Below are 17,004 nucleotides of genomic sequence, written 5' to 3'. Positions count from 1 at the left end.
ATTAGTTTAGTTGATTTAGGTTCATTACATATTGTTTGGGTGTGGTACCAAACTTCTTTTTAAAAGCAGCTATAAAATGGCTAGATGTACTGTAACCAACTTGTAATCCAACTTCATTAACATTGTATTGGTTGCTCTCTAAAAGTTTACGGGCATGCTCCATTTTATAATCGAATAAAAAACTATAAACGGTATCTCCATATATTTGTTTAAAACCTTCTTTTAGTTTTTTTAAATTTAAACCAACCTCATTTGATAGTTCTTGTAAACTAGGCGGCTCACTCATTCGAGAAATTATAATGTCTTTAGCTTTTCTAATTTTCAATACTTCACGATCATCAACCAAAAAAGGACAATATTCATCGTCGGTATTTTTGCCACTATCAAAATGTAAACTTAGTAGTTCATAAGTTTTTCCTTTTATATAAAGATCTCTCATTGAACTGTGATTTTTTGCAGCGAAAATTTGCTGTAAAACTAGTAGTACATTATTATTAATTTGTGTGTTATCATAGTATTTTTTATTCTTATTATCATCGCTTAAAAAAGGAATGTACCCAGCTTCTTTTGAAAAAAATGAATGAAATTTTTCAATAGATATTAAAACTGAAACTAAAGAAGTTTTTGGTAATATTTCTAAATTTATAGGTAATTTTTGTTGTGGGTTGTATAAGAATATAGAATGCTTATCAAGTACATTAAAAGTGTAGTTGTTATTGTTAAAATGAAACTTGCAATTGCCTTTTACACAATAATGTAACTGTATATAAGAGTTGTCTATATCTCTTTTGTAAAACTCAGTTTTGTCTGAGTTATTTTGAAATTTTAAAACAAAAAAACCGTTTTCAAGAGTAATTTCTCTAAAAGTACTTTCTGCGACGTTTTTTGACATATGCAAGAAGTTTAGTTAAATTAAATCTATTTAGAATGGTTCTATATTACAACACTCTGAATAGTAGGAATTACTGCAAAATTAAGCATTTTTAGGAAGTTTTAGTGAATAAATACTTAAAAATCTTGAAACGACATTAAAAGTTCTTTTAGCGATACTTTTAACGAGTTAAACTTTATATTTTTGAATGTTTTTTGGAAGAAGATTTTAATGGATACAGATAATAGACCTACTAAATTTTATAATATCGGCGTTAGCTATGTAAAAGCAGACGCTAATACACGAGGAAAGTTTTCACTGTCAAAAGAAAATCAACTAGCTCTTTTGCAAGACGCAAAAGAAAGAGGCTTAGGTGAACTTTTTGTGCTTTCTACATGTAACAGAACTGAAATAACAGGATTTGCAGAACATCCTTTTCAATTAATAAGTATGTTATGTAAGCACTCAAACGGATCAGTTGAAGATTTTGCTAAAGTTTCTTATGTAAACAAGAACCAAGATGCAATTCAGCATTTGTTTAGAATGGGGACAGGTTTGGATAGTCAAATTTTGGGTGACTATGAAATAGTTGGCCAATTACGTCAAGCTTTTAAACAAGCTAAAGAAGCTGGAACTACAAATGCTTATTTAGAGCGTTTGTTAAATTGTGTAATGCAAGCAAGCAAGCGAGTTAAAAATGAAACTAAATTAAGTTCAGGTACTACTTCAGTATCTTATGCTGCTGTTCAATATTTAATAAAAAATCTACCAGATTATAATACTAAAAATATTTTAGTATTTGGTTTAGGTAAAATGGGTAAGCATACCTGTAAAAACTTAGCAGAGTATACCCGAAACAAAACAGTTAGTTTAATTAATAGAACAGCTCAAAAAACAGAAGACTTTGTTAAAGAGCATCCTTTAATTAGGCAAGCAAAATATGAAAATTTAACAGAAGAAGTTAGTAATACAGATGTTTTAGTAGTTTCTACCGGGGCAGATATACCTACTATAACAAAGAACCACGTTTCTGATAAAAAGTTATTGATTCTAGATTTATCAATGCCAGCTAATGTATCTGATGAAGTTGCAAGTTTAAGTAATGTTACTTTAGTTAATGTTGATGAACTTTCTAAAATAACAGATGAAACATTAGCTGTTCGCCAGCAAGAAGTACCTGTAGCAGAGAATATCATAGAAATTTATAAAGAAGAGTTTAACGAATGGTTAAATCATAGAAGGTTTACACCAGCTATTAATGCATTAAAACAATCATTGTTAACTATTCAAAAAGATGAAATTAATTTTCACAAGAAAAAAATTCAAGATTTTGATGAAACTCAAGCTGAAGTAATAACATCAAGATTTATACAAAAAATAACTACACAATTCGTAAAACACTTAAAAGACGAAAAAACTTCAATTAACCAAAGTATAGAAGTAATGTCAAGGGTTTTTGGAACAACTTTACAACAAGTAGATGCAGAAGATAATTAGAATAGGTACACGAGAAAGTGAACTAGCCTTATGGCAAGCTAACAAAGTAAGAAAAGAGTTAGAGGAATTAGGATACCAAACCCAAATAGTACCTATAAAATCAACAGGAGATATCATTCTTGATAAACCTTTATATGAATTAGGTATTACAGGTATTTTTACAAAAAACCTTGATATAGCTATGATGAATGGAGATATAGATATAGCTGTACATTCAATGAAAGATGTACCTACTGTTTTACCAGAAGGAATAGTGCAAGTAGCTGTTTTAAAACGAGCAAACCATAATGATGTTTTAGTATTAAAAGATACTGAAGAATTTATGGGGCAAAAAGAAGGTACCATAGCTACTGGAAGTTTACGAAGAAAAGCACAATGGTTAAATCGTTATCCTACTCATAATGTTGTTGATTTAAGAGGAAACGTAAATACTCGTTTAGAAAAGGTAGATGCTAATGAATGGAATGGAGCAGTTTTTGCTGCTGCTGGGCTTGAACGTTTAGGGAAAAGACCGCAAGGAGCTATTTCTTTATCATGGATGGTACCCGCACCAGCTCAAGGAGCTATTATGGTAACTGTTTTAGATGAGGATACTTTTTCAAAAGATGCGTGTGAACAAATTAATGATAGAGATACTGAAACTTGTACAACAATTGAACGTGAGTTTTTAAACCGTTTAGAAGGTGGTTGTACTGCGCCTATTGGTGCTTTAGCTTATATAAATGAAGTAGAAAAAGAAATAAATTTCAAAGGAGTTTTATTAAGTAGAGATGGTAGTAAGAAAATAGAAATAAGCAAAAAAGTTCCATTAGGAAGACATAAATTTTTAGCAAAAGATTGTGCTACTCATATTATTGAAAAAGGAGGGAAGTTAATAATGCTAGAAGATGAAGGAATTGAAAAGGAGTTTTCAATTTATTCAACTAAAAAACTATCTGAAATACAAAAAAAACTATTACCAACTACAGTTAGTACTGAGGATAGTGATTTTATAAAAATTAGATTTAACCGTATTGCTCCTAAAGTAATTAAAAAAGAAATTGAAAATGTAGTTATAACAAGTAAAAATGGAGTAGAAGCAATTTTACACAATTTTACAAAAGAAGAACTACAGTTTAAAAATATTTACTGTGTTGGAAGAAGAACTAAAAAACTAATTGAACAACGAATAGGTAAAGTTACACATGTTGAAAAAAATGCTAAAAAATTAGCTGAATATTTAGCAGGTTTTTTAAAAATAGAGGAGGTTACTTATTTCTGTAGTAATTTACGTTTAGATACCTTAACAGCTATTCTAAATGCAAATGATATAAAAGTAAACGAAGTAGAAGCTTATAAAACAACATATAGTTCGGTTAAGGTAGATAGTAAAGTAAATGGAGTATTGTTCTATAGTCCATCAACCGTAGAGAGCTATATGGAAAAAAATGAACCAAATAAAGTGGCATTTTGTATAGGCGAAACTACAGCTAAGGAAGCACAAAAATATTTTGAAGAAGTACAAGTAGCTAAATTACCAACAGTAGAAAGTGTTTTGGAACTTGTAAATTTACACTTCGCAAAAAAATAATAAAACAAACATTAAAAAGATAAAAGAGTACATGCTTCTTTTATCTTTTTTGTGTTTTTATAACTAGATTTATAATGTTTAGAACTAGAAGACTTAGGAAATCAGAGGGGATTCGAAGATTAGTTAGAGAAACTAAATTGTCTGTTGATGATTTTATTTATCCTCTATTTATTGAAGAAGGAACTGGTATAGAATCTGAAATTCCATCAATGCCAGGAATTAAAAGGTATTCACTAGATACTATTTCAAAAGAATTAGAAGAAGTAGTTACTTTGAATATTCCAGCAGTATTATTATTTGGAATACCTTCAAAGAAAGATGATGTAGGAACAGAAACTTGGAATGATAACGGAATTATGCAACAAGCAATCCGGTTTATCAAAAAAAACTATCCAAGTTTATATGTAATTACAGATGTGTGTTTTTGTGAGTATACATCACATGGTCATTGTGGTGTGATTCATAATAATGATGTAGATAATGATGCAACATTAGTAAATCTAGCAAAGCAAACTGTTTCTCATGCAAGGGCAGGTGCAGATATGGTAGCACCATCAGGAATGATGGATGGTACTATTGCAATGATGCGCGAATCTCTAGATAATACAGGTTTTCCAAATTTACCAATAATGGGATATTCGGTAAAATATTCTTCAGCATTTTATGGTCCGTTTAGAGAAGCTGTAGATTCATCACCTTCATTTGGAGACAGAAGAACTTACCAAATGGATCCTTCAAACAGAGATGAAGGAATGCGAGAAGCTACTTTTGATGATCAAGAAGGAGCTGATATTTTAATGGTGAAACCAGCATTATCGTATTTAGATATAATTAGAGATTTAAAAAATAATTTTGACAGACCAATTGCTTGTTATAATGTAAGTGGTGAGTATGCCATGGTAAAAGCAGCTGCTGAAAAAGGCTGGATTGATGGTGAACGAGTAATGATGGAAAGTTTACTGTCAATGAAAAGAGCAGGTGCTGATATTATTATTACTTATTTTGCTAAGGAAGCTGCAAAATTATTACTGAAAAAATAATGTCATTACAAGGAAGAATGACAAAGTAATCTTTATGTAAAGATTACTTAATCCATTAAGTAGCGACTAAAAATATTAAAGATGAAATTTAAAAAATCACAAAAACTATATAATAAAGGATTAGAAAATTTAGTAGGAGCTGTAAATTCTCCTGTTCGTGCATTTTCTTCAGTAGGAGGAAACCCTTTATTCATAAAAAAAGCAAAAGGAAGTAAAATAATAGATGTTGATGGCAATACATATGTTGATTTAGTATTATCGTACGGACCTATGATTTTAGGACATCGTCATAAAAAAGTACAAAAATCAATAACAAAGGCATTAAAAAACGGATACTCGTTTGGAGCTTCAACAAGTAACGAAATTAAATTAGCTAAAATTGTTTGTGATGCTTTTCCAGGAATGGATAAAGTTCGTTTTGTAAATTCAGGAACCGAAGCGGTATTAAGTGGAATACGTTTAGCAAGAGCTTTTACAGGTAAAGACAAAGTAATCAAATTTGCAGGTTGTTATCATGGGCATCAAGATGCTTTATTAGTAGCAGCTGGTTCTGGTTTAGCTACATTAAGTTTACCAGGAAGTAAAGGCGTACCAGAAGGAGCAGTTAAAAATACTTTAATAGCTAATTATAATGATATCGAAAGTGTGAAAGCACATTTTGAAGCTCATGATGATATTGCAGGAGTTATTTTAGAACCTGTTGCTGGTAATATGGGAGTAGTAACTCCTCAAAATAACTTTTTAAAAGAATTAAAAGAATATTTAGAAAGTAAAGGAGCTTTATTAATTGTAGATGAAGTTATGACTGGTTTCCGTTCTAAATTCGGAGGAGCACAAGAGTTATTTGATGTAGAAGCTGATATTACTTGTTTAGGAAAAGTAATAGGAGGAGGTTTCCCAGTAGGAGCATATGGCGCTCGAAATGAAATCATGGAAATGGTGGCACCACTAGGAGGAATGTATCAAGCAGGAACTTTGAGTGGAAACCCAATTGCTATGGCTGCAGGAATTTCAACTTTAACAGAGTTAAAAAAGCAAAACCCATACGAGAAGTTTAATGAAATAGCACAGATTATTGAAGTTTTCTTATTAGAATCAGCAAAGAAATATGGTGTTGAAATTACCGTAAATAGATTTGGATCTATGATAAATCCATTCTTTTCTTCTAAAAAAGTAACAAATTTTGAAGAAGCACAAACTTCAGATACTAAAAAGTTTGCAGTATTCTTTTGGGAAATGATAAAAAATGGGGTGTTTTTACCACCTTCTCAATTTGAAGCTTGGTTTTTATCTTCAGCAATTTCAGAAAAAGATATTCAAAAAATAACTCAAGCCATTGATAAATCAATGGAAGCAGTGTCAAAAATGTAATAAAAAATAGTTGTTACTAATAAAGCAAACAAAAGTATATTTATAAAAATAAAAATACTTTATTATATTCGTAATGACGTAGAGATATAAAATGATAAAAAACGATTTATTTTTAAGAGCCTTAAAAGGTGAAACAGTTGATCGTCCACCGGTATGGATGATGCGTCAAGCGGGGAGATATTTACCAGAGTTTATTGAGATTAGAAAAAAGTATGATTTCTTTACGCGTTGTAGAACTCCTGAGCTAGCTTCAGAAATAACAGTACAGCCAATTAGAAGATACGGAATGGATGCCGCTATCTTATTTTCAGATATTTTAGTTGTGCCTCAAGCAATGAATGTAGAGGTTCAAATGAAACCAGATTTTGGACCATATTTACCAAACCCAATTAGAGACAGAAAAAGTTTAGATCAGGTAATTGTACCAGATGTAAATGAAGAATTAGGGTATGTTATGGAGGCTATTAAGGCAACTAAAGAAAAATTAAACGACGAAATACCTTTGATAGGGTTTGCGGGCTCTCCATGGACAATTTTATGTTATATGGTACAAGGTCAGGGTTCTAAAAACTTCGATAAAGCAAAAGAGTTTTGTTTTACGCAACCAATTTTGGCACATGAATTGCTTACTAAGATAACAGAGACCACAATAGCTTATTTAAAAGCAAAGGTAAAGGCAGGTGTAAATGCTGTACAGGTTTTTGATTCATGGGGAGGAATGTTATCTCCAACTGATTATCAAGAATTTTCATGGCAGTACATTAATCAAATAATAGAAGCATTAAAAGATGATGCTCCAGTGATTGCTTTTGGTAAAGGATGTTGGTTTGCGTTAGATAAAATGGCCAAGTCAAACGCGTCAGCCCTAGGAGTAGATTGGACATGTTCTGCAAGAAATGCTCGTTATTTAACAGGTGGAAATATTACATTGCAAGGTAATTTTGACCCCTCTAGATTACTGTCTCCACCGGCTGAAATAAAAAAAATGGTAAACCAAATGATAAATGAGTTTGGTAAAGACAAATATATTGTTAACTTGGGGCATGGAATTTTACCTAATATTCCGTTAGAAAATGCAAAAGCATTTATTGACGCGGTAAAAGAATATAAAATTTAAATATTATTTAATATATTACAGCCCCTTAAATAATTAATCATGAAGAAATTATTACTTGTATTATTAACCTTAACTGTTCAAATTAGCTTTTCCCAAGCAAAAGAATTTTATAAAGATGCAGTTAATGATTGTATAGTTAGCCCTAGTAAAGATGCAGCTATGCTAAATGACATTGTTGAAAATTGTGTAAAAGGTAAATATGTATCTAATTACGATTTTACTACAATTGATGGAAAAGTTATAAGCACTGATAAAGTTGATAAACCAATTTTATTAATAGTTGCTGCAACCTGGTGTGCTCCTTGTTGGGGAGAAATACCTGCTCTTAATAAAATGGTTGAGAAATATAATGGACAAATGGAGTTCGTTATGCTTTTCTGGGATCAGAAAAAAGGAGCTGAAAGAATGGCTAAAAAATTAGATAAAAGAATACAGTTAGTAGCTTCTTCAGAAGAGAATTCAGATAAATCTACAGTAACAATTAATGGATTTATCCATAAGTTAGATTATCCTACTGCATATTTAATTTCAAAAGATAAGCAAATAATTAACTTTAAAAGGGGAGCTGCATCGCCGTCTAAAAAAATGGGATGGGATGAAGTAAACAAAATAAATGAAAAGCAATTAGAAGAATTTCTTAAGCCTGTTTTACAGTAATAGTAAATTTTTACAAAAAATACAAACCTCTTTCTATATATAGAAAGAGGTTTGTATTTTTATATCAAAATAAATTGTGGTTATGATTCAAAATATATTTAGAGGGGTAAGAGCATACTTTGGAGCTTTTCAATTAATATCAAAACTAAAGCTATGGAGGTTTTTTACTATTCCTATAATTATTAGTGTTTTAACTGCTAGTTTAATTGGCTTCTTGGCCTATTCTTTATCAGATAATATTGGTCATTATATTTCTAATATTTGGCAATGGGAATTTGGAAAGGGAGCATTTGAAGTTATTAGTACTTTTTTTAGCGGATTATTGATTTTAGTAGTCGGCCTTGTTTTGTATAAACATGTTGTTATGGCACTTTCAGCACCATTTATGAGTCCAGTTTCTGAAAAAATTGAAGAGTATTATAAAGGAAAAAATCATTCGCATAGAAAAACATCATTTCAAGAACAACTTGTAAGGGGGATAAGAATTAATGTAAGAAATTTAACTAAGGAGTTATTATTAACAATACCAATTTTATTATTAAGCTTAATACCAATAATAGGTATATTTTCTACAGTTATTCTGTTTTTAATGCAGGCTTATTATGCTGGGTTTGGAAATATGGATTACACACTTGAACGTCATTTAAAATACAAAGAGAGTGTTGAGTTTGTAAAAAAACATAAAGGACTAGCAATAGGTAATGGAATTGTATTTATACTTTTTTTATTAATCCCAATAGTAGGTGTTATATTAGTGTTACCATTATCAGTTACAGCAGCAACCACTGAAACTATTAAAGAAATTAGAGTAAAGGAATTAACAGAATAGTTATTTTTGCCTTTTAAGATTACAAAAATGAAAGATACTTTTTACGCATATATAGAAAGGTTACAAGATACTATAACTTCTAAATTAGAGGAAGTAGATGGAAAAGCTAAGTTTCAAGAAGATTTATGGAAAAGAGCAGAAGGTGGTGGAGGTAGAACTCGTGTAATTGAAAACGGAAACGTTTTTGAAAAAGGAGGTGTAAACATATCTGCTGTACATGGTGAATTACCAGAAGTTTTAAGAAAACAGTTTGGAGTAGAAGAAGGAAATTTTTTTGCATGTGGTTTAAGTTTAGTACTACATCCAATAAACCCATTTGTACCTACTGTTCATGCTAATTGGCGTTATTTTGAGATGTATGATTCGAAAGGAGAAATAGTAACTCAATGGTTTGGAGGTGGACAAGATTTAACTCCTTATTATTTATTCGATGAAGATGCTGTTCATTTTCATTCAGTATGTAAAGAGGCTTGTGATAAGCATGATGAATCTTTTTATCCTAAGTTTAAAGAAACTTGTGATAATTATTTTTGGAATGCTCATAGAAATGAAGCAAGAGGTATAGGAGGGTTATTTTTTGACTATTTAAAGGAGAATGAAAAGTTTTCTATCCAAGACAGATATAAGTTTGTAACTGAAGTTGGAAATAGTTTTTTGAATTCATATGTGCCAATTGTTGAGAAAAGAAAGGCTATAGAATATCAAAAGGAACATAAAGATTGGCAAGAGGTAAGGAGAGGACGTTATGTAGAGTTTAATTTAGTACATGATAGAGGAACGTTGTTTGGTTTAAAAACGAATGGTCGTATAGAAAGTATTTTAATGAGTTTACCTCCAGTAGTTCAATGGAAATATAATCATCATCCTGAAGAAAATTCAGAAGAAGCTAAACTTTTGTCAGTTTTAGCAACTCCTAAACAATGGGTACAATAAAAAAAGCTCATTAACTATAGTTAATGAGCTTTTTTAGTTAAAAAAGTTTTTCTTTTATTTTATTGAAATCTAAAAAGTAAGTCATTTTTAATGACATAGTATTACTACTGTCTTCTTTTAAGGTTGATTTTAAATTACTGAAATAAGAAGACTTTACATCATTATTATAAAAATTTGAACCTAATTTGTACCCTAAACTAATTTCACTAGCAGGAGCAAATTGCCATTTAGCGATAAAATCAATAGTAAAGTTATTGTAGTTTTCATCATAGTTATTTGGATTAATAGTGTAATTATTGGTAGTTAAATTTCCATCGTTTAATAATGTAAATTGTTTATCATAATCTACCTGAATCCAATAATGACGTAGCCTTGTTGATATGTTTAGTTTAGCGTTTATAGCATAATTTACATGTAATGAGTTTGTAAGTTCTTTAATACTACGCTTACCAAAAATAATATCACTTCCTTGTTGAGTTATGTATCCAGCACTACTTGGGTTCTTTGTTAAATCTTGTTCTAATTTAAAAAATAAGTGTTGTCCTAAACGGCATCTTACCCCATATCCTGTTACAATTTCATTGGTGTATATATCAGAATTCAAATAATTCACAGCAACAAAATAAGCAGCAAAATATAAATTTTTATTTCTATTAGTTTGATATTCTAACACTGTTTCAGTAAAACCGGGTTTGTTAAAATATCTATCTTTAAGACGTGGTTCGTAAAAGTTTTTACCTTTTTCAGCATAGGTAAATACAGCATAGGCTTTATGATTATTTTTTTTAAAAGTAGCACTCGTATTTAATTTATAATATGTTTGTTCATTTTCTAATAAAGTATAATAATATTTACGAGAATGCTGTAAATTAATTCGATATTGAGAAAATGTTTTTTTAGGATTATTATTATTGTAAGTTATATTTGATTTTAATGTTAATTGGTTGTTTCTAGGAAGATATCCAAAGTCATTATTATCAAAAGTATCATCTAACAAATAAAAAGAAACGTTTCCTGTCCATTTTCCACTTATTTTTGATAATGAAGCATAATATTCATGACCAAATTGATTCTCTAAATTAGCATAATATTTTTGAGAAAGGGCTTTTTTAAAGTACATAGAATACGTCCTTTTTTTATTATACCATCTGTATAGTAACGCACTTAAATTTGAATCATAAGTATTTCCATTTCTAATTACTGAATTGTTTATAAAAGTTAAAAACGAATTGTTTTTTAAAGTTTTATCAATTACAATTGAATTATAGTTAGTTAACGGATTGGTTTCAATATTCATAGTTTCATTGGTTACTGTATTCTTAACAGTTGCCTCACTTTTACTTGTAATACCATTTAATATACCAATAGATAACCCTTTTTCAGTTTTCCCAGTAAATTTTAATAAGTTTATGATATTTGAAGATATAGGATTGTTTATTATTTCTTCATTTTTTTCAATATTAAAATTATTTTTATTGACTGGAGTTCCTCCAATTCTACGTGTATATAAATAGCCTCCTTTATCAAAAATTTCAGCTCCTTCAACAAAAAACTGTCTGTTTTCATTAAATCTAATTTCGAAAGGTGAAAGGTTAAAAACCTGATTATCGGACAAGGCTTGACTAAAATCAGGAATTAAAGAAACATCAATAGTATATGCATTATTATGTACATATTTTAAATCAAGTCCTCCAGTAAAAGTGTAGGTATTTAGTTTGTTAGGGGTTTTCTCATTAATCATTGAAACAAAAGGGTTAAATGATAAATTTATAGGAGGACTTACGTTTTTTAAACCTTTAAGGTCACCAAACTGATTTAAAAGGCCATTAATGTTTGGATTAATGTAATTCCAAAAAGAATTTTCATTGTTAACTGCATCAAAACGTTCAAAATTAATTGTAATGTTTGAAAAGTCTTTTTTAGGGAAACGTAAACTATTAAAAGGAATTTTAAGTTCTATAGTCCATTTATCATCATATATTTTTACAGCACTTTCCCATACTGCATTCCATTCTCCGTAATTTCCATTAGGAGTTAGTTTAATATCTGTTTGTACATTTGCTGGAGTTACTAAAAATGCCCAAGCTTCTCTGTTGGCACCAAATAAATCTATCATAAACCCAAAGTAATCAGAGGTACCAACATCATCTCTAGAAGTTAATATATTGGTAATCGATGGAGATGATAATTCTGCAGCTATATAAAAAAAAGAATCATCATTTGTAATGGCAATTTTTGAAGCATTTGAATGTAAATTTCCGTTATTAGGACTTAGTTGTTTTAATTGAACTTTTTTTAGATGAGTTTTCCAAGTATCCTCGTTTAATAAGCCATCTATTTTTATATGTTGTGAAATGGTATTTGTAGTAATTGATTTTTGAGCATATATTCCTAAAGAGTATAATAGAAAAACAAACGTGAGCATTTTAAAATTCATAATTGTAGCTTTTAATTATGAAGCAAAGATGTGAAGGATCTATAAGTAAGCTGGTTAATACAGGGTTAAAGAGAAGGTTAATGTTTTATTGATATATAGAAGTTTTGTTAATATTTACTCTCTTTTTACATAAACCCTTATCTAGTAATAGTTTCAAGGTTAATGAACGGTTAATAAAGAAGTTTTATTTATGCAGTTACTTGTTTATTGATATTTTTGATGTAGATAAAAAGGGATACACATTGTAATCGAGTAAAAGATTAGTGAAAAATTCCAGATGTATAGAGTAATAAATGAAAAATAAAATAACCAGATTAATTATAGTTTCAATTATAAGTTTACTTGCTTTATCAGTAATTCAAGGTACACTTATAAAGAACACTTATGATTTAAAGAAAGAGAATTTTATAAATAAAGCTAAAGAAGCTATCTCTAAAATTGATGATTATACTCCAGGTTTAGATTCATTAAATATAAAATGGAAGACATTCTTTATGGATAAATTGGATGAATACAGCCTAAATAACTTAACAAAAAAAGAAGTTGTTAATGAGTTAAGAAGAATAACAGATTCAATAAACCCTTTGTATATAGAAGCATATAATGAAGAACTAAAGAAAAAAAAATTAGGATATAATCTAAAGTTTCATAAAGTTTTAAAAAATATCACTTTAGTTATAGAAAGAAAAAAAGATACAATTTTTAAAGGAAAAAACAACCCAGATTTTAAGTTGTTAGGTTCAGAATTCGAAAACTTGAAAGAGTTACAAGTAAGTAATTCTTATTGGCATACTGAGCGTTCTTTTTCTAGAGAAATAAATAAAAAAGAGCTAAGTGTTAGTTATGAACTTCATTTTGAAAGTAGAGACTATATAAATATTGATAAGTGGGAAGTTATAGTTTTGGGTAAAATGAAATTAATATTGATTTTATCGTTGTTAATATTTTTAGTGGTTATAGCATTGTTATATTATTCAATTAAATCATTAATCACTCAGAAGAAAAATGCAGATATAAAAACAGATTTCATTAATAATATAACCCATGAATTAAAAACACCGCTAGCAACATTATCGTTAGCAACAAAAATGCTGAAAAAAGAAGAAGTGAAGAATAAGCCAGTAGTCATCGACTCAGTAATAAATACAATTGAGAGGCAAAATACTCGTTTACAGAAATTAATAGATCAAGTGTTAAATAATAGTTTAGGTTATCATGAAATAAGCTTAAGTAAGCAAACAATAGTTATAGATCAGTATTTAAATACAGTGTTGAACGATTTTTTATTATCTGTTGAAAGTAAAAAAAATAGCTTTGAAAGAGATTGTAGTTTAAAAAACAAAATTGCTCTTGATAAGTTTTTTGTAACTACTGCCTTATTTAATATTTTAGAAAATGCTGTTAAATATGGTGGAACAAAAATTAATGTAAGTTGCAGGATAGAAAATAATAAGAATTTATGTATTTCAATAGTTGATAATGGAATTGGAATATCAAAGAAAAATCAAGAATTGTTGTTTGATAAATTTTATCGAGTTGATAATAATGAAATACATGATGTTAAAGGTTTAGGGTTAGGGCTTTATTATAGTAATCAAATTATTAAAGCTCATAAAGGAACTATTCTTGTTGAAAGTGAAAAGGGTAAAGGAACTACATTTACAATTAAAATTCCAGTTTAAAAATGAAAGAAGAGAATAAGCACCATGTATTATTGGTTGAAGATGATATCGATTTTGGAAATATTTTAAAACAGTATTTAGAAATTACTGGATATAACGTTACTTGGTTTAAAGATGGAGAAGAGGCATTAAACAATATCAAATCTAATATCTATAATATATGTGTATTAGATGTAATGATGCCTAAAATGGATGGCTTTACTTTAGCCGAAAATATTACCAAGTTGTTTCCAGAGTTACCTTTTGTTTTTTTAACAGCAAGAAAGTTGAAAGAAGATAAGCTAAAAGGATTAAAATTAGGGGCAGATGATTATATCGTAAAACCTTTTGAAGCAGATGAGTTAGTATTACGATTACATAATATCTTAAAAAGAACAAATACTAAAGTAGTAAAAAAAGATATCGAGTCTAAAATGCTTATAGGTTTTTATACTTTTGATACACAAAGATTAGAATTGACTTTTAATGATTCTATACAAAAATTAACAGAAAAAGAAACTGAATTAATATTGTTTTTATTTAAGCACAAAAATCAACTTTTAAAAAGAGAAGCAATTTTAAATGCTGTTTGGAAAAACGATGATTTTTTCTCTGGTAGAAGTATGGACGTTTTTATAAGTAGACTACGTAAATATTTTAAAAAGGATCCAAACATTACTATTGAAAGTTCAAGAGGAATTGGGTTAGAATTCAAGATAAGTTAATGCTTCTGTGTTTAAGGTTAATCATAGGTTAATGGTTACTATTTATTCTTTTTGATTAAAAACACTATCTACATTTGTAATCTAATTAATTATAAAATAACATATTATGAAGATTACACATTTAGTTTTTTTGTTCATGTTTACTAGCGTATTTACAACAATTGCACAAACACCTCCTACGCCACCTACACCATCAAATAGTAGTTATTCAGGAAATAGACATACAGATGTTACAACAACAATTAGTAACTCTACAAGTATTTCTAATTCTGATGATTCTTACGATTTCACAGCCAAATTTCAAAAATCTAAAAGAAATGAAATTCAAAATCTTTTAAAAGAAAAATTAAAAGGATATAAATTAAAAGTACAGGGAAGTAATTATGTTTGGTCAAAAAAAAGTAATGGTTCTTTAGTTTTTGAATGTACGCTTAGAAAAAAGACAATGAAAATATTTTTATACAAAAATGAGGTTTCTCAATATTCGTATAAGAAAATAAAAGCTTTAGGAAATGATTTACAAAAGTTAATAACTAAGCATTCAAGATCAAGAAATGGATTTAATGGTATGGAACATGCAAGAGAAAATGTAAGACGAGCTAAAAGAGAATTAGAAAGAGCAGAAGAGAGATTACGTATGATTCAACGTAATAATAATCAATAATAGCATAAAAAGTTGTTTTATCATAAACAGAATGAAGATGTTTTTTATGTTATTGTAAATAAAATTCGTCATAAATTAAACGAATAAAGGATTAAAACGATAGTTGTTTTTATTTTGAGAATATGGTAAAATTAGTAGTTTTTTTAAGTGTTTGAAGATAGAATGTGTTTGAATTTGTTTGTTTTGTTGGTAATAATGTAATATGAATTAATCCTTAAGAATTGTTTTTTAGCATTTTTTATGATGAAAAACCATCGATTTTTAGTACTTTCGCAATCCACAAAATAGACAAACAATGGCTAAATACGAATTGAAGTTGCCTAAAATGGGCGAAAGTGTTGCCGAAGCAACTATTACCTCTTGGGTAAAAGAAGTAGGAGAAACGATTGAAATAGATGATACCGTTGTTGAAGTAGCTACCGATAAAGTAGACAGTGAAGTACCAAGTGAAGTTGAAGGTAAATTAATTGAAATTTTATTTGACAAAGATACAGTTGTTCAAGTTGGAGAAACAATTGCAATTATAGAAACAGAAGGTGATGGTGGAGAATCTGATTCTGAAGTTAAAGAAGATGTAAAAGCAGCTGTTGTTGAAGTTGAAAAGAGTATAGAAGTAGCAAAAGAAGTTGTTACAACTTCTTTAGATACAACTTCAAGTGACCGTTTTTACTCACCTTTAGTTAAAAATATAGCACAAAAGGAAGGAATTCTTATCGATGAGCTTGATACTATTAACGGTTCTGGAAAAGATGGGAGAGTTACAAAGAATGATATACTGTCTTATTTAGAAAATAGAGGAAATCAGCCTAAAAAAGTTGAAAAGAAAGAAGCTGCACCAGTAGCAGTTAAAGAAGTGAAAACTCCTTCTACTCCAGTAACAATGAGTGGAGAAGATCAAATTATTGAAATGAGTCGTATGGGTAAGCTAATTGCTAAACATATGGTTGATTCAGTTCAAACTTCTGCTCATGTTCAATCTTTTATTGAAATTGATGTTACTAATATTGTAAAATGGAGAAATAAGGTTAAAGATGCTTATTTAAAAAGAGAAGGTGAAAAGTTAACCTTTACTCCAATCTTTATGCAAGCTGTAGCTCAAACTATAAAAAAACATCCTATGATTAATATCGCTGTTGATGGTGATAAAATTATAAAAAGAGGGAATGTTAATTTAGGAATGGCTGCTGCTTTACCTGATGGAAATTTAATTGTACCAGTAATTAAAAATGCAGATCAATTAAATTTAGTTGGAATGACTAAACAAGTTAATGATTTAGCAAATAGAGCAAGAGCGAATAAGTTAAAGCCAGATGAAATTCAAGGAGGAACTTATACTGTAACTAATGTTGGTGGTTTTGGTTCAATTATGGGAACACCAATTATTAATCAACCTCAAGTAGCTATTTTAGCACTTGGAGCAATTAGAAAAATGCCTTCAGTAGTTGAAACACCTGAAGGAGACTTCATTGGTATTCGTCAAAAAATGATTGTATCACATTCTTATGATCATAGAGTAGTTAACGGAGCTTTAGGTGGTATGTTTATAAAAACATTAAAAGAAATATTAGAGTCTTGGGATGTGAATCAAGATTTATAATACTTCATACAGGAATAATAAAAAAAGCTTAGTAA

The 17,004-nt window shown here is 29.1% G+C and carries 14 protein-coding genes; 12 read left to right on the top strand and 2 right to left on the bottom strand.

Going from position 1 to position 17,004, the window contains the following annotated elements; translation table 11 throughout:
* Window position 1: 1 nt before the first annotated feature.
* A complete protein-coding gene (locus BLV71_RS17230) occupies window positions 2-892 on the bottom strand; it encodes a helix-turn-helix domain-containing protein (RefSeq protein ID WP_093871745.1) in 891 nt (296 codons plus the stop codon).
* A 210-nt stretch (window positions 893-1,102) separates the two neighbouring features.
* Between BLV71_RS17230 and hemA the strand changes: the two genes are divergently transcribed.
* The 8 genes from hemA to hemF all read left to right on the top strand — a co-directional run bounded on the left by hemA (window position 1,103) and on the right by hemF (window position 9,885).
* Window positions 1,103-2,368, top strand: coding sequence for a glutamyl-tRNA reductase (gene hemA / locus BLV71_RS17225; RefSeq protein ID WP_093871744.1), 1,266 nt, complete (start codon window positions 1,103-1,105; stop codon window positions 2,366-2,368).
* On the top strand, window positions 2,352-3,938 hold the full coding sequence (gene hemC / locus BLV71_RS17220) for a hydroxymethylbilane synthase (protein WP_093871743.1): 1,587 nt from the start codon (window positions 2,352-2,354) through the stop codon (window positions 3,936-3,938). Before hemA ends, hemC begins: the two co-directional genes overlap by 17 nt.
* 74 nt (window positions 3,939-4,012) lie before the next feature.
* Window positions 4,013-4,978, top strand: a complete 966-nt coding sequence (hemB, locus tag BLV71_RS17215; RefSeq protein WP_093871742.1) for a porphobilinogen synthase — start codon at window positions 4,013-4,015, stop codon at window positions 4,976-4,978.
* 81 nt (window positions 4,979-5,059) lie between these two features.
* The gene (gene hemL, locus BLV71_RS17210) at window positions 5,060-6,349 is read left to right on the top strand and encodes a glutamate-1-semialdehyde 2,1-aminomutase (protein WP_093871741.1); all 1,290 of its coding nucleotides are present in this window, start codon (window positions 5,060-5,062) and stop codon (window positions 6,347-6,349) included.
* A gap of 91 nt (window positions 6,350-6,440) precedes the next feature.
* Complete coding sequence (gene hemE / locus BLV71_RS17205) at window positions 6,441-7,466, top strand: uroporphyrinogen decarboxylase (protein WP_093871740.1); 1,026 nt, start codon at window positions 6,441-6,443, stop codon at window positions 7,464-7,466.
* A 39-nt stretch (window positions 7,467-7,505) separates the two neighbouring features.
* On the top strand, window positions 7,506-8,123 hold the full coding sequence (locus BLV71_RS17200; protein WP_093871739.1) for a TlpA family protein disulfide reductase: 618 nt from the start codon (window positions 7,506-7,508) through the stop codon (window positions 8,121-8,123).
* An 82-nt stretch (window positions 8,124-8,205) separates the two neighbouring features.
* Window positions 8,206-8,952 carry an EI24 domain-containing protein gene (locus BLV71_RS17195; RefSeq protein WP_093871738.1) on the top strand — a complete coding sequence of 249 codons (747 nt, stop codon included), beginning with the start codon at window positions 8,206-8,208 and terminating at the stop codon, window positions 8,950-8,952.
* A gap of 27 nt (window positions 8,953-8,979) precedes the next feature.
* Window positions 8,980-9,885, top strand: coding sequence for an oxygen-dependent coproporphyrinogen oxidase (hemF, locus tag BLV71_RS17190; protein WP_093871737.1), 906 nt, complete (start codon window positions 8,980-8,982; stop codon window positions 9,883-9,885).
* 37 nt (window positions 9,886-9,922) lie between these two features.
* Here the strand turns inward: hemF and BLV71_RS17185 are convergent, their stop codons facing one another.
* Window positions 9,923-12,322: a DUF5916 domain-containing protein gene (locus BLV71_RS17185; protein WP_093871736.1), complete on the bottom strand. Its 2,400-nt coding sequence runs from the start codon at window positions 12,320-12,322 to the stop codon at window positions 9,923-9,925.
* A 293-nt stretch (window positions 12,323-12,615) separates the two neighbouring features.
* Between BLV71_RS17185 and BLV71_RS17180 the strand changes: the two genes are divergently transcribed.
* The 4 genes from BLV71_RS17180 to BLV71_RS17165 all read left to right on the top strand — a co-directional run bounded on the left by BLV71_RS17180 (window position 12,616) and on the right by BLV71_RS17165 (window position 16,969).
* Window positions 12,616-14,004: a sensor histidine kinase gene (locus BLV71_RS17180; RefSeq protein ID WP_093871735.1), complete on the top strand. Its 1,389-nt coding sequence runs from the start codon at window positions 12,616-12,618 to the stop codon at window positions 14,002-14,004.
* A gap of 2 nt (window positions 14,005-14,006) precedes the next feature.
* Entirely contained in the window at window positions 14,007-14,708 is a 702-nt protein-coding gene (locus BLV71_RS17175; protein WP_093871734.1) for a response regulator transcription factor, read from the top strand.
* Between the two features lie 106 nt (window positions 14,709-14,814).
* Entirely contained in the window at window positions 14,815-15,372 is a 558-nt protein-coding gene (locus BLV71_RS17170; protein ID WP_113787441.1) for a hypothetical protein, read from the top strand.
* A gap of 295 nt (window positions 15,373-15,667) precedes the next feature.
* Window positions 15,668-16,969 (top strand): dihydrolipoamide acetyltransferase family protein, encoded by a 1,302-nt coding sequence (locus tag BLV71_RS17165; protein WP_093871732.1) that lies wholly within the window; start codon window positions 15,668-15,670, stop codon window positions 16,967-16,969.
* The last annotated feature ends 35 nt before the right edge of the window (window positions 16,970-17,004 follow it).

The organism is Tenacibaculum sp. MAR_2010_89, from assembly GCF_900105985.1.
In the GTDB taxonomy this organism is placed as follows: domain Bacteria; phylum Bacteroidota; class Bacteroidia; order Flavobacteriales; family Flavobacteriaceae; genus Polaribacter; species Polaribacter halocynthiae.
Note: the sequence above shows the minus strand (reverse complement) of the source record. Positions and strands in the feature narration are given on the sequence as shown.

Bases quoted from the DNA above. Each gene is read 5' to 3' on its own strand.
- BLV71_RS17230 (WP_093871745.1), bottom strand. From the start codon at position 892: ATGTCAAAAAACGTCGCAGAAAGTACTTTTAGAGAAATTACTCTTGAA.
- hemA (WP_093871744.1), top strand. From the start codon at position 1,103: ATGGATACAGATAATAGACCTACTAAATTTTATAATATCGGCGTTAGC.
- hemC (WP_093871743.1), top strand. From the start codon at position 2,352: ATGCAGAAGATAATTAGAATAGGTACACGAGAAAGTGAACTAGCCTTA.
- hemB (WP_093871742.1), top strand. From the start codon at position 4,013: ATGTTTAGAACTAGAAGACTTAGGAAATCAGAGGGGATTCGAAGATTA.
- hemL (WP_093871741.1), top strand. From the start codon at position 5,060: ATGAAATTTAAAAAATCACAAAAACTATATAATAAAGGATTAGAAAAT.
- hemE (WP_093871740.1), top strand. From the start codon at position 6,441: ATGATAAAAAACGATTTATTTTTAAGAGCCTTAAAAGGTGAAACAGTT.
- BLV71_RS17200 (WP_093871739.1), top strand. From the start codon at position 7,506: ATGAAGAAATTATTACTTGTATTATTAACCTTAACTGTTCAAATTAGC.
- BLV71_RS17195 (WP_093871738.1), top strand. From the start codon at position 8,206: ATGATTCAAAATATATTTAGAGGGGTAAGAGCATACTTTGGAGCTTTT.
- hemF (WP_093871737.1), top strand. From the start codon at position 8,980: ATGAAAGATACTTTTTACGCATATATAGAAAGGTTACAAGATACTATA.
- BLV71_RS17185 (WP_093871736.1), bottom strand. From the start codon at position 12,322: ATGAATTTTAAAATGCTCACGTTTGTTTTTCTATTATACTCTTTAGGA.
- BLV71_RS17180 (WP_093871735.1), top strand. From the start codon at position 12,616: ATGAAAAATAAAATAACCAGATTAATTATAGTTTCAATTATAAGTTTA.
- BLV71_RS17175 (WP_093871734.1), top strand. From the start codon at position 14,007: ATGAAAGAAGAGAATAAGCACCATGTATTATTGGTTGAAGATGATATC.
- BLV71_RS17170 (WP_113787441.1), top strand. From the start codon at position 14,815: ATGAAGATTACACATTTAGTTTTTTTGTTCATGTTTACTAGCGTATTT.
- BLV71_RS17165 (WP_093871732.1), top strand. From the start codon at position 15,668: ATGGCTAAATACGAATTGAAGTTGCCTAAAATGGGCGAAAGTGTTGCC.